Source organism: Zoogloea sp., assembly GCF_030157465.1.
Lineage (GTDB): Bacteria > Pseudomonadota > Gammaproteobacteria > Burkholderiales > Rhodocyclaceae > Zoogloea.
Genome location: NZ_JAOAUU010000145.1, coordinates 12,350 through 36,263, shown reverse-complemented (window position 1 = coordinate 36,263; position 23,914 = coordinate 12,350). Strand labels below are relative to the sequence as shown.

The window sequence follows — 23,914 nt, the reverse complement described above, 5'->3', positions numbered from 1 at the left end:
CCGGCCACGGCACCATCGACACCGCCGTCGAGGCCACCCGCATCGGCGCGATGGAATTTCTCGAAAAGCCCATCGCGCTGCAAAAGCTGCTCGCCGCCGTCAAGCGCGGCCTCGCCCGCATCAAGCCGGCCCATGCGCCCAGCCCCCTCGGCCTGGGGGCGTTTGCCCGCTCGGTGCCGCTGCGCGATCTGAAAAAACGCCTTGAACAGATGGCCGAGAAATCCCGCGTGATCCTGCTGCGCGTCGGCCCCGGCAGCCTCGCCGAACTGTGCGCGCGCACCCTCCAGCGGGTCGGTTCGCCGTGGCTCGATCTTTCCCTGTCGTCGCTGCCCCTCGAACTCTCCACCCTGGAAGGCGCCCGCAACGGCCTGCTCTACGTGCCCGAGCTGTTCTACCTGTCGCGGCCCCAGCAAAAGAACCTGGTCTTCGCGATGGACCGCCTGGAGCGCCACGGCCAGACCCTGGTGGTGGCCTCCGAGCACCAGCCCGAAGAACTCATCGAACACGGCTGGGACGAGCGTGCGCTGTCGCGGCTGTTTGAAGTGTCCCTGGCCCCGCCGGCGCTGGGCGAAATCCGCGACGAGATTCCCGAGATCGCCAGCCAGATTCTGCTGCACAACGTCGAAGCCGGCGAAGTGCCCGCCCGCCGCCTCTCCTCCGCTGCCCTCAATGCCCTGCGCAACCGTGCCTGGCCCGGCGGCTATGCCGAACTGAAAGCCGCCATCAAGTCGCTGGCCCTTGGCACCCTCGAAGAAGAAATCGGCATGGAAGAAGTGGCGCACCTGCTCGGCAAGAATTCCCCCACCGCGCTGCTCGGCCTGCCCCTCGACCTGCCGCTGCGCGAGGCGCGCGAAATCTTCGAGCGCACCTACTTCGAGCACCACCTGCAGATCGATGGCGGCAACATGACCCGCCTTGCCGAAAAAACCGGCCTGGAACGCACTCACCTTTACCGCAAGCTCAAGCAGCTGGGCATCAGCGTCGGCAAGCGCCACGACGAGTCCGGCAGCTGACCAGGCGACCTGACGCGCGCAGTGCTCACACAACAATAAACCGGTGGCCCGCGGCCCCCCGCCCGGGCGGGAGGACGCAATGAAGATCATCATTCTCGGCGCTGGCCAGGTTGGCAGCTCGGTGGCTGAAAGCCTTGTTTCGGAAGCCAACGACATCACCGTCGTCGACAGCAACATCGAGCGCCTCAATGCCCTCCAGGAGCGCCTCGACTTGCGCGTCGTGCCCGGCAATGCCGCCTCGCCCTCCATCCTCGAGATTGCCGGGGCACCCGACGCCGACCTGCTGATCGCGGTGACCCAATCGGACCAGACCAACCTCTGCGCCTGCCGCGTCGCGAAAACGCTGTTCAACATCCCGACCCGCATCGCCCGCCTGCGCGCCGCCGACTACGAGGCCTATCCGCAGCTCCTCGACGACAGCAACTTTGCCGTCGATCACTCCATCTGCCCCGAGCAGATCGTGACCGACTACATCCGCAAGCTGATCGAATTTCCCGAGGCGCTGCAAGTGCTGGAGTTTGCCGACGGGATGGTCACGATGATCGCCGTGAAGGCCTTCGAGGGCGGCATGCTGGTAGGCAAGCCCCTCAAGACCATTCCCCTGCGCCTGCCCAACATCGACGCCCGGGTGGCCGCGATCTTCCGTCGTGACCAGCCCATCGCGCCCACCGGCGACACCCTCATCGAGAGCGGCGACGAAGTCTTCATCCTTGCCGCCACCACCCATATCCGCAAGGTGATGACCGAACTGCGCCGGATGGACAAGCCGATCCGGCGGGTCATCATCGCCGGTGGCGGCAACATCGGCTTTCGCCTCGCCAGGGCCATCGAGAGCAGCGTCAACGTCAAGCTCATCGAACGCGATCGCCAGCGTGCCGAGTACCTCGCCAGCGCGCTCACCCGGGCGCTCGTGCTGCGCGGCGACTCCACCGACGAAGCCTTGCTCGACTCGGAGAGCATCGAGGAGACCGACATGTTCCTCTCCCTCACCAACGACGACGAAGACAACATCATGTCCTCGTCGCTGGCCAAGCAGATGGGCGCCCGCCGCACCCTGGCGCTGATCAACCGCAAGTCCTACGTCGATCTCGTGCAGGGTGGCCGCATCGACATCGCCATCTCGCCCGCCCAGACCTCCATCGGTCAGTTGCTGGCCCGCGTGCGCCGGGGCGACGTGGCCGCCGTGCACAGCCTGCGCCGCGGCGCCGCCGAAGCCCTCGAAGTGGTCGCCCACGGCGACGCCAAGCACTGCAAGGTGATCGGCCGCAAGATCGAGGAGATCGACCTGCCCGACGGCGCCACCATCGCCGCCATCGTCCGCAACACCGGCCAGAGCCGCACCGAGTACAAGGAACTGATCCCCTACGAGGTGCCGATCTTCGAAGTCATCATGGCCCACCACGACACGGTGATCCGCGCCGAAGACCACGTGATCGTTTTCTGCACCAGCAAAAAGCTGGTCGGAAAAGTGGAAAAGCTGTTTCAGGTGGGCTGGGGGTTCTTCTGATGGACGCCCTGCTTCCCGTTGCCAACGTGCTCGGCAGGCTGCTGTCGATCTTCAGCCTGGCCTACCTGATGCCCATCGCGGCGGCCATCATCTACAACGACGGCACCACCGCGGATTTCGTTGCGGCGATGGCCATATCGCTGGGCAGCGGCCTCACCCTTTACGCGGTGACCCGCTCCAGCTACCGCGAGCTCAAGCCCCGCGACGGCTTCCTGCTGGTGTCCACGGTGTGGGCGCTGATGGCGGCCATCGCCACGATTCCGCTGCTGCTGGTCTATGACAGCATGAGCTTCACCGACGCCTTCTTCGAAACCATGTCGGGTCTCACCACCACCGGCTCGACGATCATGACCGATCTCGATCATGCCCCGGAGGCCATCAATCTGTGGCGCCACGAACTCAACTGGCTCGGCGGCATGGGCATCATCGTGCTGGCGGTGGCCGTGCTGCCGCTGCTGGGGGTTGGCGGCATGCAGCTCTACAAGGCCGAAACCCCGGGCCCCATGAAGGACTCCAAGCTCACCGCGCGCATCGCCGATACCGCCAAGGCCTTGTGGCTGGTGTACTTCCTGATTACCGTGGCCTGCATCCTGCTGCTCAACCAGGCCGGGCTGTCGTGGCTGGATTCCATCTGCCACGCCTTCGCCGCGCTGGGCCTTGGCGGCTTTTCGACCCGCGACGCCAGCGTTGGGGCTTTCGACAACCCGATGGTCGAATTCATCCTGATCGTCTTCATGGTCATTGCCGCGATGAACTTCGCCACCCACTTCATGGCCATGCGCGGGCGTAACCTGCGCGTGTACTGGCAGGACGTGGAAGCCCGCGGCGTGGTCGGGCTGATCGTCACCTCGTGCTTCGGCGTCGCGCTTTACGTGTGGCTGGAGGGCACCTACGAGGACTACCCGACCGCGCTCCGCCACGTCAGCTTCAATCTCGTCTCGATGGCCACCGACTGCGGCTTCGCCAGCCAGGATTTCGACAAGTGGCCGATCTTCGCGCCGCTGTGGATGCTCTTCCTGTCGTGCATCACCGCCAGCTCCGGCTCCACCGGCGGTGGCATCAAGATGATTCGAACCCTGATCCTCGCCAAGCAGGCCAACCGCGAACTCACCCGCCTGGTTCACCCGGCGGTGGTCAATCCGGTCAAGATCGGCGGCGGCGCGATTCCCAACAGCGTGGTCATCGCGGTGCTGGGCTTCATCTTCCTGTACTTCATGAGCATCGTGATGCTCACCTTCCTGATGATCCTGTCGGGGCTCGATTTCATGACCGCCCTGGGCGCCATCGTCGCCAGCATCAACAACGCCGGCCCCGGCCTCAACAAGGTCGGCCCGGCCTCCAACTACGCCGTGCTCACCGACTTCCAGACCTGGGTGTGCAGCTTCACCATGCTCCTCGGGCGCCTGGAGGTGCTGTCCCTCGCAGTGGTGTTCACGCCCCAGTTCTGGCGCAAGTAAGCCGCCCTTGATCTGCTTCATCCACGCCCCGGCGGCAAATGGCGGATAATCCCGCCTTTGCCGCCCTGCGCGGCCCTGCCTGTCGAGGAATCCTGTGAGCCGTCCGAAGAACGACACCTTCCTGCGCGCCCTGCTGCGCCAGCCCACCGACTACACCCCCGTCTGGCTGATGCGCCAGGCCGGGCGCTATCTGCCCGAGTACCGCGAGACCCGCAAGCGTGCGGGCAGCTTCCTCGACCTGTGCAAGAACCCGGGTCTCGCCTGCGAAGTCACGCTGCAACCGCTGGCCCGCTACAACCTCGACGCCGCCATCCTGTTCTCGGACATCCTCACGGTGCCGGACGCGATGGGCCTCGGCCTGTATTTCGCCGAAGGCGAAGGCCCGAAGTTCGAGCGCCCGCTGAAGGAAGAATGGGAGATTCGCAACCTCGCCGTGCCCGATCCCAGCCTCGAGCTCGGCTACGTGATGGACGCCGTCGCCGAGATCCGCCGTGCACTGGATAACTCCGTGCCGCTGATCGGCTTCTCCGGCAGCCCCTGGACCCTCGCCTGCTACATGGTCGAAGGCGGCGGCTCGGACGACTACCGCAAGGTCAAGGGCCTGCTCTACAGCCGCCCCGACCTGATGCACCACATCCTCGACGTCACCGCCCGGTCGGTCATTGCCTACCTCAACGCCCAGATCGAAGCCGGCGCCCAGGCCGTGATGATTTTCGACTCCTGGGGTGGTGTGCTGGCCCACGAGGCCTATCGCGAGTTTTCGCTGGCCTACATCCGCAAGGTGGTGGCCGGCCTGACCCGCGAGAAGGACGGCGAGAAGATCCCCGTCATCGTCTTCACCAAGGGCGGCGGCCTGTGGCTGGCCGACATCGCCGACTGCGGCACCGACGCTGTCGGCCTCGACTGGACGATCGATATCGGCGCCGCCCGTCGTCTGGTGGGCGACAAGGTCGCGCTGCAGGGCAACCTCGATCCGTCCGTGCTCTTCGGCAGTCCCGAAGCCGTTGCCGCCGAAACGAAAAAAGTGCTCGATTCCTACGGCCCCCACGCCGGCCACGTTTTCAACCTGGGCCACGGCATCTCCCAGTTCACGCCCCCTGAAAACGTCACCGTGCTCGTGAACACCGTTCATGAATACAGCCGCAGCCTGCGTCAGCAGCCGGCCTGATGCTTTTTTCAGTAATACCGGAAGGGCCGGCCTGCGCCGGCCTTTTTGTTTCCGCGGCGAGGCAAAAGCGGGGGTGAAAACGCCTCCGTCAAGCTCTAAATTTTTACTTTGGGGCTTGACTTGTGCACAGCGTCACTCGTTCGTGTCAGTTTTGTTGCAAAAACAGGGGCTTAGCCCAGCTGAATTTATAAGTAACTGTTTTTAAATGGAATATTTTTTGACCTCGATTTAGGCAGAGCAGGGGCAAGGCTTGCGGGCCGTGGGTTTTGCGGCACTTTACCCATGTTTCCCACAAAGTTATCCACAGATTTTGTGGACAAGAGCGAATAGCCCCGCTTACCCAAGGGATTCAGGCTTGTTTCCCATGCGCACCCTCAGCAAAGCCCTGTAAACCGCTGATTTAAATAGACTTCAGGAAAACAACCCGAAAATCCGGCCATGAGCCCCGCCATCGTCCGCGTCGCCCTTCCGATTCCGCTTCCGCAATGCTTTGATTACACGGCAGAAAATGTTTCCGCCGGAGATCTCGGGCGCTGCGTGCGGGTGCCTTTCGGGCGGGGCGAAAAGACCGGCTTGATCGTCGGGTTGCCGGATGCGGCCGATCTGCCGGTCGAACGGCTCAAGCCCGTCATCGCCATCCAGCGCGAAGCGCCCGCCCTGCCCGCCGACTGGCTGGAGCTGGTCGAATTTGCCGCCCGCTACTATCAGCACCCCCTCGGCGAAGTCGTCGCGATGGCCCTGCCGCCCCGCCTGCGCAAGGCCGACGCCGTGGCCGGCGCCGAAGCCGATCCGCTGCTCGACCTGACCGCCGCGGGGCGAGAGGCCCTGCTGGCCGGCAAGCGCGAAAGCCGCGCCCTGGCCCTGCTGCGCGACATCGAAACCCGCGGCCCGCGTCGCCGCTCGGTGCTGCGCGAGGGCGAGGCCGGCACGCCCGTGGTGGCCGATGCCCTCAAGCGCGGCTGGATCGCCGCTTCCGTGGCCGCCGATCCGGCCGCCATGGCCGGTGCGCCGGTGCTGACCGAGGAGCAGCAGGCCGCCGTCGAGGCCATGTCGGCGAGCCTCGGCCAGTTCCAGCCCTTCTTGCTGGCCGGCGTCACCGGCAGCGGCAAGACCGAGGTGTACCTGCGCCTCGTCCAGCAAGTCATCGCCCAGGGCGGGCAGGCGCTGATCCTCGTGCCCGAGATCGCCCTCACACCCCAGCTGGAAGGCCGCGTTGCCGGCCGCTTTCCGGCGGCGCGGGTGGTCAGCCTGCATTCGGCGCTGGCCGAGGGCGCGCGCTCCCAGGGCTTCGTGCAGGCGATGGAAGGGCGCGCCGAGATCGTGCTGGGCACCCGCCTGTCGGTGTTCACGCCGCTGCCGCGCCTTGGCCTGATCGTCGTCGACGAAGAGCACGATGCCAGCTACAAGCAGCATGAAGGCGTGCGCTATTCGGCCCGCGATCTGGCCATCTGGCGCGCCCGCCAGCGGAGCGTGCCCATCGTGCTGGGCTCGGCCACGCCCTCGCTCGAAAGCTGGCACGCCGCCGACACCGGCCGTTATCGTCGGGTCGAACTCGCCAACCGTGCCGTCGCCGCCAGCCTGCCCAAGGTGCGCCCGGTGGACATCCGCCGCGAGCACCTCCAGAACGGTGTCTCGGAGCACCTGCTGCGCGCCATCGAGGCCCGCCTGCAGCGGGGCGAGCAGAGCCTTGTCTTCCTCAACCGCCGTGGCTACGCACCGGTGCTGTCGTGCCCGTCCTGCGGCTGGGTCAGCAAATGCCCCCACTGCACCGCCAACATGGTGCTGCACCTGGCCGACAAGCGCCTGCGCTGCCACCACTGCAGCTTCGAGTCCGGCATTCCCGTGGCCTGCCCCGGCTGCGGCAACCAGGACATCCAGCCCTTCGGGCGCGGCACCCAGCGGCTCGAAGAGACGCTCGGCGAGCGCTTTCCCGATGCCCGCGTGTTGCGCGTCGACCGCGACGCCGCGCGTACCCGCAGCCAGTGGGACGCCCTGCTTGACCAGATCGGCCGCGGGGACGCCGACATCCTCGTCGGCACCCAGATGATGGCCAAGGGCCACGACTTCCCGAAGCTCACCTTCGTTGGTGTGCTCAATGCCGATTCGTCCCTGTTCGCCGCGGATTTCCGCGCGCCGGAGCGACTCTTCCAGCAGCTCATGCAGGTGGGCGGCCGGGCGGGGCGCGGCGAGTTGCCCGGCGAAGTGATGGTCCAGACCCAGTACCCCGACCATCCCCTCTACCAGTGCCTCGCCCGCCACGACTTCGCCCGCTACGCCGCGCTGCAGCTTGAAGAACGCAAGACCGCCCGCTTTCCGCCCTTCGCCGCCAACGCCCTGCTGTGCGCCAACGCCCCGGAGCTGGCCTTGGCCCTCGACTGGCTCAAGCAGGCCCGCGACGCCGCCCTGCCTTTTGCCCAAGCCTTTGGCGTGCAGGTTTTCGACGCCGTGCCGATGCGCATGGTCCGCCTGGCGCGCCGCGAACGCGCCCAGCTTCTCGTCGAAGCCCCCGGGCGCCCTGCCCTGCAGGCCTTCCTGACCGCCTGGAGCCGCCTGCTGTGGGCCCTCAAGCCCCCGCGGGAGCTGCGCTGGCATCTGGACGTGGACCCGGCAGAGGTCTGAACGCCCCCTTTAGATGCAGCATGGGGTGCCGTTAATCGCTCATCCCCGTTTTGGGCAGGTTCGCCTGCCCGGGATGCAGAGCTGGAGCGCAGTAAATTGTCTGAATCATTCCCTACCGATTTCGTCGGGCTCGACAGTGGCCGGGTGAGTTCCATCCTGCGCACCATCGAGGAGGGCATCCTGCTGTGGAACACCGACGGCTACCTGATGTATGCCAACCCGGCCGCACTCGTCCATTTCAACGACAGTGAAGAACGCAGCACGGGCTGCCACTGGAGCTTGCTGGCCCAGCGCTGTTTATCGGCCGAGGGCCTGCCCTGCGATGGCGAATGTTTTCCGCTTGACCGGGTGCTGGCCGGCGACGCGAACACCCGGCCGGTACGGCTGCAGGTGCGCAGCGCTGAAGACCAGGTGCGCTGGCTGCGCGTCCATACCCAGCCTCTCACCGACATCCATGGTGCGGTGACCGGCGCGGTGTGCTCCTCGGTGGACGTGACCCGGCAGGTCGAGCAGGAGAACAGCCTCAAGCTTCAGGCCCACTTCGACACCCTCACCGGGCTGCCCAACCGGGTGCTGTTCTCCGACCGCCTCGACCAGGCGCTCGCCCACGCCCGGCGCCACCGCGAGAACCTCGCCGTGTACATGCTCGACCTGGACGGTTTCAAGATCGTTAACGACAGTCTCGGCCATCCTTCCGGCGACCAGTTGCTGCGGGAGGTCGCGCGCCGTCTGCACGACAGCCTGCGGGGTGACGACACCGCGGCCCGCCTCGGCGGCGACGAGTTCGCGCTGCTGATCGGCGATCTCAAAACCTCGGGCCAGTGCGAACAGGTGGTCAAGCGCGCCCTCGATGCCGTCGGCGCGCCCTACTTCATCGACGGTGCCGAGGTACGCGTCACCGCCAGTATCGGCGTGACCCTCTTTCCCGGCGACACGATGGACCCGGACCAGCTCCTGCGCCACGCCGATCAGGCCATGTACAAGGCCAAGCAGGCCGGCAAGAACCGCTTCAGCATCTTCGACCCGACCCTCGAATCCCGCGCCCGTGCCAATCTCGGGCTGATCCGCAAGATCGAGCAAGCCCTCGAGCGGCAGGAGTTCGTTCTTCATTACCAACCGAAAGTCGATTGCCGCGCCGGCCGCGTGGTGGGCCTGGAGGCGCTGCTCCGCTGGAATCATCCGGTGCTGGGCCAGCGCATGCCGGGCGAGTTTCTGCCCCTGATCGAGCACGAGGATGTGATCGTGAGCATTGGCGACTGGGTCATCGACGAGGCCCTGCGTGAGCAGGCCCGCCTGCGCGCCGCCGGCCATGAGCTGACGATCAGCGTGAATATTGCCGCCCGCCAGCTGGTGCGCCGCCAGTTTGCCGAGCGGCTGGAGGCCATCGTCGGCGAAGGCTGCGCTGGCTCCGTGGGCCGGCTGGAGATCGAGATCCTCGAAAGCGCTGCGCTCGAGGACATCGGCACGGTCAGCGGCCTGATTGCCGGCTTCCAGAAGCGCGGCATCCGCTTTGCGCTGGACGACTTCGGCACGGGCTATTCGTCACTGGTGCACCTCAAGCGCCTGGCCGCCGGCGTGCTCAAGATCGACCAGGACTTCGTGCGCGACATGCTCGACGATCCGGGCGATCTGGCCATCGTGCAGGGCGTGGTCGGCCTTGCCGCAGCCTTCCGGCGCGACGTGGTGGCCGAGGGCGTCGAAGATATGGAGCACGTGCGCATGCTGCTTTCAATCGGCTGCGACGTGATGCAGGGCTATGGCATTTCGCGCCCCTTGCCGGTCGAGGCCGTCGAGCCCTGGCTCAGGAACTTCAAACCCGATCCCCGCTGGCAGGCCCCGCTCGCCGAAGCCGCCCGCAGCGGCGCCGCGCTGCTGCCGCGCACAGGCAGGCTCCGCTGAACCGGCCCCAACACGACATTCCGCCATGCAAAACTCCGCTCCCCTGATCTGGAACGACAGCCTGATGACCGGCGTTCCGGAGATCGACGAACAGCACCGGATCCTCGTTCACACCTTCAACGAGGCCGCGGAGAAACTGTGCGGGGAGACCAGCCGCGAAGTGCTCGAAGCCATCACCCAGGATCTGCTCGGCTATGCCCTCTACCATTTCGAAACCGAGGAGCTGCTGATGCGCGACACCGGTTACGAAGCGGAGGACGACGCCGACGCCCGGCGCCACCTGGCCGAGCACCGGGATTTTTCGACCCAGGTTCTGGCGGTGCGAGACCGGCTCAAGGCCGGCATTCCGATTCCGCCGCACGAATTGCTGGTCTTTCTGAACAACTGGCTGGTGAAGCACATCATGCACACCGACATGCGGCTCGCCGCCTTCATCCTGGCAAGGCGCTCCAGCCCGACCTGACTACCTCTGCCGCCGGGCCACGGTGAGCCCGATCCCGCCAAGGCCCAGCGCGAGCAGCGCCAGCCCCTCCGGTTCCGGAACGGCGCGCACCAGGAAGCCACGAATCTCGCCGCCCCCGAAGGCCGAGGTGTGGATGTTCAGGTAGGCCCGGGAGTCGTCCAGCCCGTTCAGCAGCACTGTCTCGGCGCCCGCAGGCGTGCCGCCATTGTTGGTGATGAAGACCGGGTTCCAGCTGGCCGTGTCTGCGAGGTCGAAAACATGGTGATAGGTCCCGGACTGCACCCCGAGCGGAAAACCCTGAAAGCTCGGCGTCTGGGTTGCCACACCGGCCGTGCCGCTTGCCGGAAGCGCGGTGCAGCAGTGGATGTGCGCGGCGGTGGTGGTGCCGATGAGCCCGCTGAAAAACACATCCAGCGTCATCGTGTTGGCGAGTGTGTCGACCAGCAGTGTCGCCGTGCCGGTGCCGGGGGATGCGTTTGCCGGGGCCTCGGCCGCCCCGCTCAGCGAGCTTGAATAGGAGATCACGGAGGCGCTGGCCAGCGGTGCCGACAAGACCAGCATGCTGGCTACGATGCTGCGGAACGGGGTGTTCATGAACGACATGGCATTCTCCCAAGGGCAGAGCGGATTTGACGGCGGCAGACCCTTTTTTGTAGCACATGAAGTGCCGCTTCCAAAGGCCGCTTCCAAAGGCTGGTAATGCGCCGGGCCCCGCTGTTACAACTCAACATGGCCTTACATTTGCGCTGACAACCTTCGGACAGGGGGTGGCGTTATTCGCTGCAAGGGCCGGCAATCACGCCGCCCGGTATGAACAAACTGTCCTTTCCGGAGAATGCAAATGCTGAAAAAGATCATCGCCCTCGCCATCGCTGCAGGTTTCGCTTCCGCCTCCTTCGCTCAGGCCACCCCGGCTGTTCCGGCCACTCCGGCCGTTGCCGCCAAGCCTGCAGCCGCCGCCGCTTCGGCCGCGGTCGAAAAGAAGGTCGAGGCCGTGAAGGCCGAAGCAGCCAAGCCCGCCGAGCCGGCCAAGGCTGAAGCAGCCAAGGTCGAGAAGAAGGCCAAGCAGGTCAAGAAGGCGAAAAAGGCTGTCAAGCCGGCCGTGAAGGCCGAAGCCGCTCCGGCTGCCGCCGCTGCCGCCGCTGCCGCCGCTGCCGCAGCACCGGCCGCCGTCAAGTAAGCAGCACGCCCCCGGGCCCCATGCGGAGCGTGTTCCGGATTTCCGGAACACGCTCCGCTGGCTGTTTACGTGGCCTGCGTGATCAGTTTTCCCACTGCCGGTAGCGCCCGGCGCGGGACAGCGGGATGAAGCTCAGAACCTGCGCCGCCAGCAGGATCACGAAGGCGATGCGCAGCGAATCGGCAGCGTCGATGCCGCCGGCACGCAGGGTGTCGAGCAGCCCACCCAGCCCCCACTGCACGACAAAGGCCCCGACGAAGGCCATCAGGTTGATGCTGGTCGTGACCCGGCCGCTGAGATGGGGGGCGAACAGCCCGCTCATCACCCCGTACATCTGCGCGCCGGTGGCCGACACGGCGCCCAGCACGCACCACAGGGCCAGGGTCGAGCCGGTTTCGACAATGATCAGGGCCTCCACCAGCATGCTGATGAAGAGCCCGATCTGCATGATGCGTAGCGGCGTAATCCCGCGCCTGGCCAGCGGCATGGCCCAGGCGCCGATCGCCAGCTGGCCGGCCAGCATGCCGATGTTGAGCCAGAACAGGTGATCCGCTGCCAGCGCCCGGCTGTAGCCGTTGACCTCCATCAGCCAGGGCACCGCCCACAGGCCCTGCAGCGCCATGAAGCCGCCGGTGAAAAAGGCCGACTGGGCTGCAAAGCCCCAGAAAGTCCGTGCCGTCAGAACCTCGCTCACACCACGTAGCGCGTGCTGGAGATCGCCGGTTTCATGGCTTTCGTCCTTCTCCGGCATCGAGAAGAAGATCAGCGCCGCCACCCCGGCCGCCAGTGCCGCCACCAGCCAGAAGGCGCCGCGCCAGCCCAGAAAGGGCAAAGCGGCTTCCAGCGGCGCCGACGCGGTGACCGCGCCCAGCGCGCCGCTGGACATGATGTAACCGGTCATCGAGGCGAGCTTTTCCCGCGGGTACCACTGGGTGAAACCCTTCAGCCCGCCCATCAGGCAGGCCGATACGCCCATGCCGATCAGGCCGCGGCCGCTGGCCAGCGTGGGCAGGCTCTCGCCGGTGGCGAAGAGCACCCCGCCGATGGCCGTGAGCAGCAGCAGCGCCGCCTCGACGCGGCGCGGGCCGTAGCGGTCGAGGGCGATGCCGACCGGAATCTGGGCCAGCCCGAAGGCGAAAAAATACATGCTGGTTAGCAGCCCCAGGTCGGCGGCACTGAGCCCCAGCTCGCGGGTCAGGTCGGGCGAGATCACCGCATTGACGGTGCGCAGCAGGTAGGAGAGGTAATAACCCAGCGCGAAGGGCAGAAAGATGCGGCTGGCGAGAAAGGCCGGTGACGGGGCGGAGCGTAACGACATGAGGCGGGCCGGAGCGGTTTTGAGGGCGGTGGAGCGAGTGTGCAGCTTACCTGCCGGTGTGCCGGGCGTGTCGGGGTATCAGGGAAAGCCCGCATGCCTATCCTGTTTTTGGTGCGTTGTAAATGTTATGCGCATAATTTCACTAAAGTTTGCAAATCGCCCGCCGTAAAACGCTCGACGAAGTCAATGGAGTGTTTTCATGTCCACCACGATTCTGCTCGTCGACGACAGTCGTGCCTCACGGATGCTGTGCAGCTCGGTCATCAAGAGCCTGCGTTCCGACCTTGTGATCCTCGAAGCCGGCGACGGCGAAGCGGCCTTGGCCGTTCTCGCCACCCACATACCGGATCTCGCCGTGCTCGACATGAACATGCCCGGCATGTCGGGGCTTGAACTGGCCGAGCGGATTCGCGTCACCCAGCCTGACATGAAGCTCGCTTTGCTGACCGCCAACGTTCAGGAGGCGATCCAGCGCCGGGCTGCCGCTCTCGGGGTGAGTTTCTTCCGCAAGCCGATCAGCGAAACCGTGATTGCCGACATTCTGGGTTTGCTGGATTGACGCCATGCGCGCTTTTACCGCACTCGAACTGGATGCCCTCACCGAGGCCTTCAACCTGTCGCTGGGCGAAGCGACGGCCGCCTTTTCGGCGATTGTTCGCGAAGAGATCGAGCTGTCTGTTCCGGTCGTCGAGTTTGTCGCCCGCGATGAACTCGCCCGCCGCCTGCAAAGCGGCCAGGCTGGCGGCGTTGAGGACCGCCTGTGCCGGATCAACCAGCACTTTCGCACCGGCGACGGCTTTGCCACCGATGCGCTGTTGCTCTTCCCCGAACAGGGCAGCCTCGAAATCGTCCGCCGGATGCTGGGTGAGGACACCTCGGCCGAGCACATCACCGAACTGGAGCAGGACGCCCTCGCCGAGATCGGCAACATCATCATCAACAGCTGCATGAGCAGTCTTGCCGATCTGTTCGGCTCCGAGATCATCGGTTCACTGCCCAGCGTGCAAAGCAGCAGCGTTGCACGCCTGCTGGAAGACAAGTCCCCCGACAGCCTGATCCTCGTGGCGCGCATCGGCATGAGCATGTCCGCCCATAACCTGTCCGGCTTCGTGCTGTTCCTGATGGATGTGCCCTCGATCGACCACTTCATGGCCCAGGTGAGCCGCCTGTTCGGCCTGCCGGAGGCGCCTGCCGAACGATCATGAAGTGCGACAGCCTCCTCGCCGACTGCGTCGATACCGGCCTCATCCTGCTCGATCGGGCCGGTCGGGTGCGGGTATGGAACCGCTGGATCGCGCAGCGCGCGGCCCGTCCGGCGGCCGGGGCCTTTGCGCTCACGCTGGCCGAGGCCTTTGGCGCCCACATTGATCCGCGCCTCGCCCTGGTGGTGCGCGAGGCCCTTGATTTCGGCTGGTCGGCCCGCCTGTCCCACGCCCTGCATCCGATGCCGCTGCCGCTTTTTCAGCCGGGCGGCGACCGCAGCGAGCGCATGCTGCAGTCCATTGATGTCACCCCGGTGGACACCGATGGTCAGCGTCACTGCCTGCTCCAGGTGCGCGACGTGACCGAGACGGTGCGCCGCGAAATCCTGCTCAAACAGCAGGCCCGCCAGCTCCGCCAGGATCTGCAGCGCCTGTCGCGCGCGCAGGCCGAACTGCAGCGCAGCGAGATGCGTTTTCGCGAACTCGCCCGCCAGGCTCCGGCCGGCCTGTTCGAGGCCGACAGCGAGGCGCGCTGCATTTTTCTCAACGAACGCTGCGAACAACTCGTCGGCCACAAGCTGGCGGACATTGCCGGCAAGCCTTGGCTCGAATTGCTCCCGCCCGGCGAAGAGGCGCGGGTGCGCGATAGCTGGCTGCTGGCGGTTCGATCGGCGACCCGCTTCGCCGAGGAGTTCCGCTATCCGCACCCCGATGGACGGCCGCTCTGGATGCGCGCCGAAGCCGGCCCGCTGCGCGATGAGCACGGCCACATCAGCGGTTTCATCGGCACCTTGCAGGACGTCACCGAGTTCCACGAGCGGGCCAGCCGCAATGAATTCCGTGCCAACCATGACAGCCTCACCGCGCTGCTCAACCGCGACCGCTTCGAGCGCCATCTGCGCGCGGCCATCTCGGGCGCCCGCGAGGTTACCGACCGGCTGGCGCTGCTCTTCATCGACCTGGACGATTTCAAGCAGATCAACGATACCCACGGCCATCAGGCCGGCGACACGGTGCTGAAAGTCGTTGCGTCACGGGTGCGCCGGGTTGTGCGCGGCGAAGACCGGGTCGCCCGCTATGGTGGCGACGAATTCGCGGTGCTGCTCGTTGACGCCGGCGACGACCTGACGCTTGCCTCCATTGTTGCCAAGATCGCCCACGCCGTGGCCCTGCCGATCAACCTCGGCCACTGCCACGTGCGCGTGGGTTGCTCGATCGGCGTGGCGGTTTATCCCGATGACGGCGCGGATCCCCACAGCCTGCTGATCCGCGCCGATCAGCGCATGTACGGCGCCAAACGCGGCGAGCTTTGACGCGCCGGCGAGTTCGCCCCCTGGCGGGGGCGAACGGTGAATCCCCGGCGCTGCATCACCCCAGCGCCGGGCTCGGCGGCAGGGCGCAGGCGGCGCGGTATTCGGCCGCGAGGCGCTCGCACAGCTCGCGCACCGGCGGCGCATCGTGGATGGTGGCCACTCCGTGGCCGGCGCTCCATACATCGCGCCAGGCCTTGGCTTCGTCCGACAGCGCTTTCAGCTTGCCCTTGCCGACGCCCTGCACCAGTTCTTCGCGTCGGTGGCCGAGTTTTTCCAGGCTGGGCCACAGGAAGTTGGCGTTGGTGCCGGAAATGGCGTCGGTGTAGACCACGTCCTCTGCGGCGCTGTCGATCAGCATCTGCTTGTAGGCTTCCTGGGCGTTCGATTCGCGGGTGGCGATGAAGCGGGTGCCCATGTAGGCGAAGTCGGCGCCCAGCACTTCGGCGGCGCGCACTGCGTAGCCGTCGGAAATCGCCCCGCCGAGAATCAGCGTGCCATTCCAGAATTCGCGGATCTCGCGCACCAGGCTGAAGGCGTTCTGGGTGCCGGCATGGCCGCCAGCGCCGCTGGCCACCGCGATGATGCCGTCCACGCCGGCGGCGGCGGCCTTTCTGGCGTGATAGGCGTGGATCACATCGGAAAACACCAGCCCGCCGTAGGCATGCACGGCCTCCACCACTTCGCCGGGATGGCCGAGGCTGGTGATCACGAAGGGCACCTTGTGCTTGCAGATCAGTTCGAGATCGGGCGCGACCCGTGGGTTGGATGCGTGCAGGATCAGGTTGATGCCGTAGGGCGCCACCTGGGTGCCCGGGCTGGCGGCGCGGGCTGCGGCGAGGTCGGTGTTGAGCCCGCCCAGCCAGGCGTCGAGTTCTTCCGTGCTGCGGGCGTTGAGGGCCGGAAAGGTGCCGGCCACTCCGGCCTTGCAGGTTTCGGCAACCAGCGCGGTGCCGGACACGAGGAACATCGGCGCCGCGATGGCGGGCAGGCGCATGGTGCCGTGAAAGGCGGAAGGGATGGTCATGCTGTCTCCTGGTCTGTTTTTGTAGGGTGTGCCGACGCCAATCTAGCACACCGTACGCAGGAGTACGGGGCCCTGCCCTACTCGGCGGCCTCCGGGGCGGGGGCCGGCGCGGGAGCGGTGGCGGCGGGCTTTGCCGGTGTCGGCCGGACGGGCTTTGCGACGGGCTTGGGTGCGGGTTTGAGCACAGGGGGCGGCGTTGCCGGCCGGACTGCTGCAGGCAGTGTCGCGCCCGGTTCGAGCAGCCATTCGGCGCCGGCCGGCGTGGCCTTGACGCGCACCGGCACGGCCACGCCGCGCAGGCTGGCGAGCAGCGCGCCGTCCGCGCCCGGCGGCAGCGCCAGCAGGCTGACCCGGGTGATGGCGTCGAGGTGGCCTGTGGTGACGTTGAACTCACCGCTCCCGGTGAGGCCGATGGGGCTTCCCTGGTTCATGAGATCGCTGCTGCGGGCGACACCGTCGCTGATCTGGAAGCTGGCGGTGAGCTCGCCCAGTGGGGTGGTTTCGGTGGGGCGTGACGGACGTCGGGCCGACTGGCGTGCCTGGATGGCGCTGCGCCAGTCCTTGAGGGCGGCGGTGGCGTCGATGCCGCGCAGGCTGCCGTTTTTAAGTCGCAGGCGGGCCAGCCCCTTGAGGCCGCTGCGCAGCGCGTCCGGCGTGGCGCCGGTGCTGCTGAGCTCGGCGAAGAAGTTGAGGTTGCCGGTGAGGGGCTCGGCGCCGGTGGCGGCGCGCATGAGCGGCGCCAGGCTGGCGTTCTGCAGGTAGCCCCGGTAGCTCATCGCGTTGCCGTCGGCGGCGAGGCTGAAGGTGCCTTCCAGTGCGCCGCCGTAAAGGGCAAGGCTGTGGCCGGTGGAGACGAGTTTGCCGTTGTGCAGGCTGACTGGCAGGCGCAGTTGTTCGAGCTGCAGCCCGCCGGCGCGCAGGCTGGCGATGCGCAGCACGGCATCGATGTCATGGCCCTTGAGGGCTGTGAGGTCGAGCGGGGTGGCGTCCTTGCCGGTCTTTGGCGGGCGCTTGCCGGCCTCGGCCAGGTAGCGGTCGAGGTCGAGGCGGTCCACGTCCACGTCGAAGCCGAGGGCCGGCGGCGACAGGCGCGGGAGGTTCCAGGTGCCCTGGATGTGGCTGTCGTCGGCACGCAGGTCGAGTTTGCCGGTGGCGCTGTCACGGGCGAAATCGACCCGCCCGCTCGCCTGGACGGCGATTTTCACGGGGGCGGCAGCGTGCGTCGGCGTGAAGTCGAGTTCGCCGGTGAGGCCGGGGACATCGAGCAGGCGGGTGTCGCCCTGCCAGCGGGCGGGGCTGTCGAGCTTGCCCTTGATGCGGCCGGCGGCGGCATTCCAGTCCAGTTCGGTGGCGAGTGTGTCGACGGACAGGTTCTTGCCCTGCCCGTGCAGTCCGGTGAGGCGGGCGTGCAGGTGGCTGTTCCGGGCTTTGCCGTTGAGGCGCAGGCTGGCCTCGGCGCTGGCGGCTTCGGCGCCGCCCGGCGTCAGCACAAGCTCGGGTGCGGTGGTGTGCAGTTCGATCGTGCCGTCGGCGGTCTTGCCTCTGGCCCGCAGATCGAGTCCGGTGATCCGGGGTGGCGTGTCACTGCCAAGGCGCAGTTCTGCGAGTGCGAATTCGAGTTCCGTGCCCGGGCGCCCGGCCAGTTCGCCGGTGGCGGTGAGCTGCAGCTTGCGGACCAGCGGGGCGACGTCGGGCTCGATGTGGTAGCTGGTTTGCAGCTCGACGCGGGCGTCGATGTCCGGGGCGGCCTGGGTCAGCCGCGCGGCGAGTTCGAGTTGCCCGTCGGCGCTGCGGGCCAGCCGGCCGGTGCCCAGTTCGAGGCTGGACAGGGCAAAGCTGCGTCCATTATTGGCCTCGTCGATCCAGGTGAGGGCACCACGGCTGACGCCGAGACGGTCCACGTCGAAATCCAGCGGCGCGTCGGCGTGCAGGGGGGCGAGCAGATCGGCGGCGTTGAGCTTGCCGTCCTTGGTGCGCAAGAGGGCCAGGCGCAGGCCGTCGAGCTGCACGCGCTCGACGACGACCCGCTGGGCCAGCAGCGGCAACAGGCGCACGCCGATCGCGGCCTGCTCGACGCCCAGGAACTCGCCGTCCCCGTTGCGCCCGGAGAGTGACGTGGGCGGCAGGCGCAGTTCGAGGCGCGGGAACATGGCCAGTTCAAGCGGCCCCTCGAAGCGCAGGGTGCGCTGGTAGTGCTGCTTGGTGTGGCTGCTCAGCTCGGCAGCCAGGCGTGCGCCGTCGAAGCTTGCATGAAGATACAGCGCGCCGCTGGCCACGACCGTGCTGAGGCCGCCCAGCGCGAAGGCCAGATATTTCAGGTATTTGAAACGCATTTCAGGAGAACCCACGATCCCGTCGCAGTGATCTTAACCCAGGTGCCCCGCCCTCACGCCAGGCGTGGCGCGGCGAGGTCGCGCAGGGGCAGGCGCAGCTCGAAGGTGCTGCCCTTGCCAGGTTCGCTTTCGACCACCACGTTGCCGCCGTGCCGTTCAGCCACGGTTTTGACGATGAGCAGGCCGAGGCCGACGCCGGTGGGCTTGTCGCGGCCTTCGCCGTCGATGCGCGAGAAACGCTTGAAGAGCCGCGGCAGCGCGTCGGCGGGAATGCCGGCCCCCTGGTCGCGGACGCGGATGATCCAGTCGGGCCCTTCGGCCGAGAGGCTTACCGACACCACGCTGCTGGCGCTGCCGTACTTGATGGCGTTGGTGAGCAGGTTGATCACGGCCCGGCGCAGCAGCGAGAAGTCGCCCCGCACGATGGCTTCCTCCTTTTCGGCGTCCCGCGTGTCCACGTCGACCCGGATGCCGCGGGCGTGGGCCTGGGGCCACACTTCGTCGGCCGCAGAATCCACCAGGCCGGCCAGGTCGAGTTCCACGAAATCCTTGGGGTCGGAGCCTTCGGCGCGGACCAGACGGAACAGGCCGTCGGCCAGGTCGAGGGCCGAGCGGGCGTAGCGGGTGATGCGCGGGATCTGCGCAAGCTGCTGGGCCGGATCGCCGCTGTAGCCGTCCATCAGCGTGAGAATGGAGGCCAGCGGCGCGCGCAGGTCGTGGGACAGGAAGTGCATCGTGTCTTCGCGGCTGCGCTGGGCTTCGTGCATGGCGGTGACGTCGGCCAGGCCGATCACCCGTCCAGGCCGGCCGCTGGATTCGGTGACCAGATCGGCGACCGAGACCAGCAGGTGGCGTTTCTTGTCGGGCGAGAGTTCGAACTGGCGTGTGCCGGAAAAACCGGAGAGGTCGGGCAGGCCGTCGCGCATCGGCACGTAGGGCGGCCACGGCAGCTCGCGCAGGGCGGCCAGCAGGGCCTCGCTGCGGAAGGCTCGCAGAAGATGGCGGGCGCGCTCGTTGTGGAGGATGACCCGGTTCATCTGGTCGATCACCACAACGCCGATCGGCAGGTGCTCGAGGGTGTCGGCGATGAAGCGGCGCACGTCGCGCTGGTGCTGGGCGGCCTGACGGACGATGCGGATGCGTTGCTCCAGCGGGTCGGCGGCAGGAAGCCCGGCGGTGCTCTGGGTCAGGCCGAGCGGCGATCCTTCCCGTTCCAGGGCGGTCAGTTCTGCGTCGAGATAGCGCTGGGCGGCTTCGAGGCGGCGCCAGCTCCACAGGGGGTAGGCCAGCATGCAGCCGAGCACGGCCGGTGCCGGGCCGAACCAGCCACCCATGCGCAGCCCGAGGCTCGCGAGCAGCACGGCCAGGCCGGCCAGCATGAAGGACGCCAGGAGGCCGGTGCGGGCTTCGGCGTAGAGCAGGGTCAGCATCAGCAGCGTGACGAAAACCCCGGCCACCAGGGCGGAAATCCAGGCCGGCAGCAGGTTGACCGCGATCCCGGAGCGCAGCGCGTCGAAAATATTGGCCTGCAATTCGACACCGGGCATCGGGCGCGACAGGCCGGAGGCCGGGGTCGGCACCGCGTCGGCCATGCCGGAGGCCGTTGCGCCGACCAGCAGCACCTTGCCGCGCAGGGCTTCGGCGGGTACTTCGCCGGCCAGGACGGCCCGGTAGGAATAGTGGGGATAGGTGCCCGGCGGCCCGGAAAAAGGCATCCGCAGCCATTGAGCGCGCTGCCATTGCTGGTGGTCGAGCCCTTCGCCGACCGGCGGCGGCGGGTAGTTGCGTGCCGCGGCGGGCGCGACGAGGCGCAGAAGGGCCAGCGCGAGCTGGGGGTGACGCGCTGCGCCGAAGCCTTCCCACAGGTACACGCTGCGGGCGATGCCGTCCGTGTCGAACTCCACCTGGCTATGCCCGATGGCGGCGGCTGACTGTGCGAACAGAGGCAGCGGCAGCACCTCGCCGGTAAGCTGGGTGCCGGTGGTGGCCTGGGTCAGCGGCAGGATGACCCGACCATAGGCCTGCATCGACTGGGCGAGGGCCCGATCGGCCTCTGCGTCGTCGTGGCTGGGGGTATCGAGCAGCACGTCCAGCACCACCGCCGAGGCGCCCGCGTCGCGGGCATGGTCGATGAGTGCGGCATGGGTGCGTCGGGACCAGGGCCAGCGGCCGATCTCGCTGAGGCTCGCGTCGTCGATCGAGATGATGACCACATCGTCGCCTGGCGGGTGTGTCCAGGTGGCCAGGACGCTGTCATAGACGCTCTGGTCGATCCGCCACAGCCAGCCCTCCATCGCGGCCAGAACGGCCAGCGAGACACATAGCAGGGTCACCGTGAGCCACTCGAAAGTGGGGCGGCGCAGGGTGGCTGCAACGGATCTCACGGTTGCGCGGCGGCAGGAGCGGAGAGGCTCCAGACTGGCAGCAGGAAGATCTGGCGGAGCGTCTGGACGCCTGACCAGGGGCTGGTGCCGCCGTCCGGATCGGTGGCCCGCCTGCGCAGGTAGTAGGTGCCGCCGGTGGGTTCGAGTACCGTCAGGGCGGCTTCGCCGATCCGCTGGTCCACCAGCAGGTCGGTGAAGGCTTCGTCACGCGCAAGCTGCACGTCGTAGATCTGCCCGGCGCTGCCGGGCCAGGCAAAGCGCATCCGCCGGTTGTAGATGGTGAGGCTGGCGGCCTGCGGCGCCTGGCGCACGACGAGGGGATGGGTGTCGCTCCACGGCCCTTGCTCACCGCTGGCGCGCAGGCTGGCGATGCGCCACAGGTAGCGGCCCGCCGGCAGGCCGGGGTCGGCCGCCAAGGCTGTGGTTTCGCGGTCGGCCAGCAGCGTGGTGAAGCCGGGCTGGTTGGCGATTTGCAGCCGGTAGCGCGCAGCTTCGGCGGCCGGGCTCCAGGCGAGGCTTCCGCGTTCGGTGTCGAGCGCCTTGGGCGGCTCGGGGCGGGCGCGCAGCGTGAAGGCATGTTCGGCGTCGAAACCCTCGAGCCCGGCCTCGTCGATGGCCCGCACACGCAGCCACCAGGCGCCGTCCGGCAGCGTGCCGAAGCGGGCGGGCGGTGTGTTGAAGACCGCATCCGCGACCACGTCGGCAAACTTGGGGTCGCGGGCGATCTGGGCGCGGTAGGCGACGGCTTTATCCACCGGCGTGAAGGGCAGGCTCAACTCGACCCGCTCGAAGCGCTCGGGCAGCGTCGTCAGGGTCGGGGCCGGGAGCAGCGGACGCGGCGCGGGAATCGGCGCGCCGGCCTTGGCGACCACGCCGTAACCGGCCGCCAGTGCCTTGGCCACGCCACCGTCGACCGGGTTCAGGCGAACCTCGCCGCCGGTCACTTCCGCCTGGGCCGAGTGCGCCACGGGGTCGGCGCCGACCCGGAACTCGGTGCCGCGCACGCTTACGGTGGTGGTCGGGGTGCGGATCTGGTAGCGCGCTGCAGGCCCGCGCTGGGCCGCTGCGTGGGTTTCGACGCGGCCGTGTTCGAGTGAGACTTCGGTAGTCTGGCCTTCGAAGCCCTGGAAGCCCTGCACCTTGGTGAAGCGCGCCACGCTTTGCGGTTGCACGGTCAGGCGCGATTCGTCGGGCATGAGGAGCGTGATGAAAGCGCCCTCGCCGGTGCGCAGCAGGGCACCGGCCGGAATTTTCGAATCGAGCGTCAGGGCGCGCCCGTCCATGCTCACATCACCCTGCAGCGCCACGACGCGTGCGGTGCGGGGCTCGACACGCAACCAGCGCTCGGGAATCCGCAACTGCGAACCGACGGGGATGCGCAAGGGATTGACGCTGCCGTTATGGACCTTCAGGCCCTTCCAGCCGAAAGGCGCGGCGAGGAAGCGCTTTTCAAGGCCGATCAGGGTATCGCCGGCGCGGGTCGTGTAGATGACCTCGAGATCGGCCGCAAACGCACTCCCGCCGGCCAGCAAGCCTGCGGCAACGCCAAGAGTTCGGAGGGTATAACAATCCACGGGCACTATCTTTCGGATCTATTGGGGGAAATATATTAGTTTGAGGTCTTGGGCAGGGTGCAAAACTTCGCAAACTTGCTCACAACTGTGTCCTTGCGTGCCAAAAACGGCGCCCTTCTGCATCAGGACGCTCATATGATGGGCGCGGAATGCCGGCTTCTTGCAACAGTCCGGCAATTTCGACACTCTTCCCGCATTCGTTTTCCCAACTTTTTGCAAAGGAGCAATCAATGAGCTTTATCCAGGAATTCAAGGAATTTGCAATGAAGGGCAATGTCGTCGACCTCGCGGTTGGCGTCATTATCGGAGGTGCGTTCGGAAAAATCGTCGACTCCCTCGTCAAGGACATGCTGATGCCGGTCATCGGCAAGCTGCTGGGAGGCGTCGATTTCAAGCACCTTTACGTGAACCTTGGCGACAAGACCTTCGAAACCATGGAAGCCGCCGAGAAAGCCGGCGCCCCGCTGTTCAAATATGGCGTCTTCGTCAACTCGGTGATCGATTTCCTGATCGTCGCGATGGCCATCTTCGTGGCCATCAAGGCCATGAACAAGATGAAGCGGGCCGAGCCTGCTCCGGCCCCGGAAGCCCCGCCGGCCGAGTCGGATGAGGTGAAACTGCTGCGGGAAATCCGTGACGCGCTGAAGAAGTAAGCGCGGCAGGACGGGGTTCCCGACCAGGAACCCCGGGAAGGATCAGGCCGGCGACGACACCGTCGTTGTGCCAAGGGGAGCCGACTCGGACGGGTCGGTCTTCTCCAGCCGGTAGCCGAAGTTATAGGTCGGCGTGAGCCGGAAGCCGTTTTCGGGGCGCAGGTTCAGCTTGCTGCGCACGCGACTGATGTGGGTATCGACAGTCCGTGTCGCCAGGTCGGGGTTGCGCCCCCAAACGGCTTCGAGCAGGTGTCCGCGGGACAGCAGGCGTCCCAGGTTGCGGAACAGGAAAGCCGCCAGCTCGAATTCCTTGTCGGTCATTTCAACGGCGGCGCCGTCCATGGTCAGCTGTTTGCGGGCCAGGTCGAAATGGTAGGGCTCCACCACCAGCGTCTGGTTGGTATTGCGCGGCTGGGCGCGGCGCATCACCGCCTCGATGCGCGACAGCAGTTCGATGCGGCGTGGCGGCTTGATCAGGTAATCGTCGGCGCCGGCGCTGAAGGCATTGGCGATGTCCTCTTCCGCATCGCGGGAGGTGATGAAAATCGCCGGCGTGTCGTTGCCGCGTTCTACCCGCAGCCAGCGCAGCACCTGCTCGCCGGTCAGGTCGGGCAGCACCCAGTCCACCAGGAACAGATCGAAGCTTTCGCGGCTTGCGACGCGCATCAGCTCACGCGCCAGTCCGAAACCATGCACATCGTGCCCGGCTTCCCTCAGCCAGCCCGTGAGGACTTCCATTTGGGCCGGATCGTCTTCGAGAATAGCGAATCGCACGCTGGTCTACCTTTATCGAGAAATGAAGCACGC

Annotated in this window: 19 protein-coding genes; 12 read left to right on the top strand and 7 right to left on the bottom strand. The window is 66.9% G+C overall.

The features are described from left to right. The 7 genes from Q1W26_RS17865 to Q1W26_RS17835 all read left to right on the top strand — a co-directional run. A partial coding sequence (locus Q1W26_RS17865) for a helix-turn-helix domain-containing protein (protein ID WP_300442927.1) occupies positions 1 to 1,013 on the top strand: 1,013 nt, incomplete at its 5' end. Between the two features lie 79 nt (positions 1,014 to 1,092). Then, positions 1,093 to 2,520 (top strand): Trk system potassium transporter TrkA, encoded by a 1,428-nt coding sequence (trkA, locus tag Q1W26_RS17860; protein ID WP_300442925.1) that lies wholly within the window; start codon positions 1,093 to 1,095, stop codon positions 2,518 to 2,520. Continuing rightward, positions 2,520 to 3,977, top strand: coding sequence for a potassium transporter TrkG (locus Q1W26_RS17855; RefSeq protein ID WP_300442923.1), 1,458 nt, complete (start codon positions 2,520 to 2,522; stop codon positions 3,975 to 3,977). The genes trkA and Q1W26_RS17855 overlap by 1 nt, the downstream gene beginning before the upstream one ends. A 94-nt stretch (positions 3,978 to 4,071) precedes the next feature. Next, on the top strand, positions 4,072 to 5,145 hold the full coding sequence (gene hemE, locus Q1W26_RS17850; protein ID WP_300442922.1) for a uroporphyrinogen decarboxylase: 1,074 nt from the start codon (positions 4,072 to 4,074) through the stop codon (positions 5,143 to 5,145). 438 nt (positions 5,146 to 5,583) lie between these two features. Beyond that, on the top strand, positions 5,584 to 7,764 hold the full coding sequence (locus tag Q1W26_RS17845; RefSeq protein WP_300442920.1) for a primosomal protein N': 2,181 nt from the start codon (positions 5,584 to 5,586) through the stop codon (positions 7,762 to 7,764). Positions 7,765 to 7,860: 96 nt separating this feature from the next. Then, positions 7,861 to 9,663 (top strand): EAL domain-containing protein, encoded by a 1,803-nt coding sequence (locus Q1W26_RS17840; RefSeq protein WP_300442918.1) that lies wholly within the window; start codon positions 7,861 to 7,863, stop codon positions 9,661 to 9,663. A 25-nt stretch (positions 9,664 to 9,688) separates the two neighbouring features. Further along, a complete protein-coding gene (locus Q1W26_RS17835) occupies positions 9,689 to 10,126 on the top strand; it encodes a bacteriohemerythrin (protein WP_300442915.1) in 438 nt (145 codons plus the stop codon). On the opposite strand, the gene Q1W26_RS17830 is transcribed toward Q1W26_RS17835, so the two are convergent. Continuing rightward, positions 10,127 to 10,729: a CHRD domain-containing protein gene (locus Q1W26_RS17830; protein WP_300442914.1), complete on the bottom strand. Its 603-nt coding sequence runs from the start codon at positions 10,727 to 10,729 to the stop codon at positions 10,127 to 10,129. It lies immediately after the preceding gene. 238 nt (positions 10,730 to 10,967) lie between these two features. Here Q1W26_RS17830 and Q1W26_RS17825 point away from each other — a divergent pair, with 238 nt between their 5' ends. Next, positions 10,968 to 11,306 carry an amine oxidase gene (locus Q1W26_RS17825; RefSeq protein ID WP_300442913.1) on the top strand — a complete coding sequence of 113 codons (339 nt, stop codon included), beginning with the start codon at positions 10,968 to 10,970 and terminating at the stop codon, positions 11,304 to 11,306. 82 nt (positions 11,307 to 11,388) lie between these two features. Here the strand turns inward: Q1W26_RS17825 and Q1W26_RS17820 are convergent, their stop codons facing one another. After that, a complete protein-coding gene (locus Q1W26_RS17820; RefSeq protein WP_300442911.1) occupies positions 11,389 to 12,624 on the bottom strand; it encodes an MFS transporter in 1,236 nt (411 codons plus the stop codon). A 199-nt stretch (positions 12,625 to 12,823) separates the two neighbouring features. On the opposite strand from Q1W26_RS17820, the gene Q1W26_RS17815 reads away from it, so the two are divergent. The 3 genes from Q1W26_RS17815 to Q1W26_RS17805 are packed head-to-tail and all read left to right on the top strand — an operon-like array spanning position 12,824 to position 15,139. Next, positions 12,824 to 13,183 carry a response regulator gene (locus Q1W26_RS17815; RefSeq protein WP_300442910.1) on the top strand — a complete coding sequence of 120 codons (360 nt, stop codon included), beginning with the start codon at positions 12,824 to 12,826 and terminating at the stop codon, positions 13,181 to 13,183. 4 nt (positions 13,184 to 13,187) lie between these two features. Beyond that, complete coding sequence (locus Q1W26_RS17810; RefSeq protein WP_300442908.1) at positions 13,188 to 13,829, top strand: chemotaxis protein CheC; 642 nt, start codon at positions 13,188 to 13,190, stop codon at positions 13,827 to 13,829. Further along, complete coding sequence (locus Q1W26_RS17805; RefSeq protein ID WP_300442906.1) at positions 13,826 to 15,139, top strand: sensor domain-containing diguanylate cyclase; 1,314 nt, start codon at positions 13,826 to 13,828, stop codon at positions 15,137 to 15,139. Before Q1W26_RS17810 ends, Q1W26_RS17805 begins: the two co-directional genes overlap by 4 nt. A 55-nt stretch (positions 15,140 to 15,194) precedes the next feature. Here the strand turns inward: Q1W26_RS17805 and Q1W26_RS17800 are convergent, their stop codons facing one another. The 4 genes from Q1W26_RS17800 to Q1W26_RS17785 all read right to left on the bottom strand — a co-directional run bounded on the left by Q1W26_RS17800 (position 15,195) and on the right by Q1W26_RS17785 (position 22,454). Beyond that, positions 15,195 to 16,163, bottom strand: a complete 969-nt coding sequence (locus tag Q1W26_RS17800) for a nitronate monooxygenase (protein ID WP_300442904.1) — start codon at positions 16,161 to 16,163, stop codon at positions 15,195 to 15,197. A gap of 77 nt (positions 16,164 to 16,240) precedes the next feature. Next, positions 16,241 to 18,496, bottom strand: coding sequence for an AsmA family protein (locus tag Q1W26_RS17795; protein WP_300442902.1), 2,256 nt, complete (start codon positions 18,494 to 18,496; stop codon positions 16,241 to 16,243). 53 nt (positions 18,497 to 18,549) lie between these two features. Continuing rightward, positions 18,550 to 20,880 (bottom strand): CHASE2 domain-containing protein, encoded by a 2,331-nt coding sequence (locus Q1W26_RS17790; RefSeq protein WP_300442900.1) that lies wholly within the window; start codon positions 20,878 to 20,880, stop codon positions 18,550 to 18,552. Next, on the bottom strand, positions 20,877 to 22,454 hold the full coding sequence (locus Q1W26_RS17785) for a FecR domain-containing protein (protein ID WP_300442898.1): 1,578 nt from the start codon (positions 22,452 to 22,454) through the stop codon (positions 20,877 to 20,879). Before Q1W26_RS17785 ends, Q1W26_RS17790 begins: the two co-directional genes overlap by 4 nt. A 230-nt stretch (positions 22,455 to 22,684) precedes the next feature. Between Q1W26_RS17785 and mscL the strand changes: the two genes are divergently transcribed. Then, the gene (gene mscL / locus Q1W26_RS17780) at positions 22,685 to 23,107 is read left to right on the top strand and encodes a large conductance mechanosensitive channel protein MscL (protein WP_300442897.1); all 423 of its coding nucleotides are present in this window, start codon (positions 22,685 to 22,687) and stop codon (positions 23,105 to 23,107) included. 42 nt (positions 23,108 to 23,149) lie between these two features. Here mscL and Q1W26_RS17775 read toward each other — a convergent pair whose 3' ends face one another. After that, positions 23,150 to 23,881: a response regulator transcription factor gene (locus tag Q1W26_RS17775; RefSeq protein ID WP_300442895.1), complete on the bottom strand. Its 732-nt coding sequence runs from the start codon at positions 23,879 to 23,881 to the stop codon at positions 23,150 to 23,152. Positions 23,882 to 23,914 lie beyond the last annotated feature (33 nt).

What these genes read in the sequence shown, in the direction of transcription:
- Q1W26_RS17845 (WP_300442920.1), top strand. Translation starts at nt 5,584, where the DNA reads ATGAGCCCCGCCATCGTCCGCGTCGCCCTTCCGATTCCGCTTCCGCAA.
- Q1W26_RS17830 (WP_300442914.1), bottom strand. Translation starts at nt 10,729, where the DNA reads ATGTCGTTCATGAACACCCCGTTCCGCAGCATCGTAGCCAGCATGCTG.
- Q1W26_RS17810 (WP_300442908.1), top strand. Translation starts at nt 13,188, where the DNA reads ATGCGCGCTTTTACCGCACTCGAACTGGATGCCCTCACCGAGGCCTTC.
- Q1W26_RS17820 (WP_300442911.1), bottom strand. Translation starts at nt 12,624, where the DNA reads ATGTCGTTACGCTCCGCCCCGTCACCGGCCTTTCTCGCCAGCCGCATC.
- mscL (WP_300442897.1), top strand. Translation starts at nt 22,685, where the DNA reads ATGAGCTTTATCCAGGAATTCAAGGAATTTGCAATGAAGGGCAATGTC.
- Q1W26_RS17805 (WP_300442906.1), top strand. Translation starts at nt 13,826, where the DNA reads ATGAAGTGCGACAGCCTCCTCGCCGACTGCGTCGATACCGGCCTCATC.
- Q1W26_RS17825 (WP_300442913.1), top strand. Translation starts at nt 10,968, where the DNA reads ATGCTGAAAAAGATCATCGCCCTCGCCATCGCTGCAGGTTTCGCTTCC.
- Q1W26_RS17795 (WP_300442902.1), bottom strand. Translation starts at nt 18,496, where the DNA reads ATGCGTTTCAAATACCTGAAATATCTGGCCTTCGCGCTGGGCGGCCTC.
- Q1W26_RS17815 (WP_300442910.1), top strand. Translation starts at nt 12,824, where the DNA reads ATGTCCACCACGATTCTGCTCGTCGACGACAGTCGTGCCTCACGGATG.
- trkA (WP_300442925.1), top strand. Translation starts at nt 1,093, where the DNA reads ATGAAGATCATCATTCTCGGCGCTGGCCAGGTTGGCAGCTCGGTGGCT.
- Q1W26_RS17800 (WP_300442904.1), bottom strand. Translation starts at nt 16,163, where the DNA reads ATGACCATCCCTTCCGCCTTTCACGGCACCATGCGCCTGCCCGCCATC.
- Q1W26_RS17835 (WP_300442915.1), top strand. Translation starts at nt 9,689, where the DNA reads ATGCAAAACTCCGCTCCCCTGATCTGGAACGACAGCCTGATGACCGGC.
- Q1W26_RS17855 (WP_300442923.1), top strand. Translation starts at nt 2,520, where the DNA reads ATGGACGCCCTGCTTCCCGTTGCCAACGTGCTCGGCAGGCTGCTGTCG.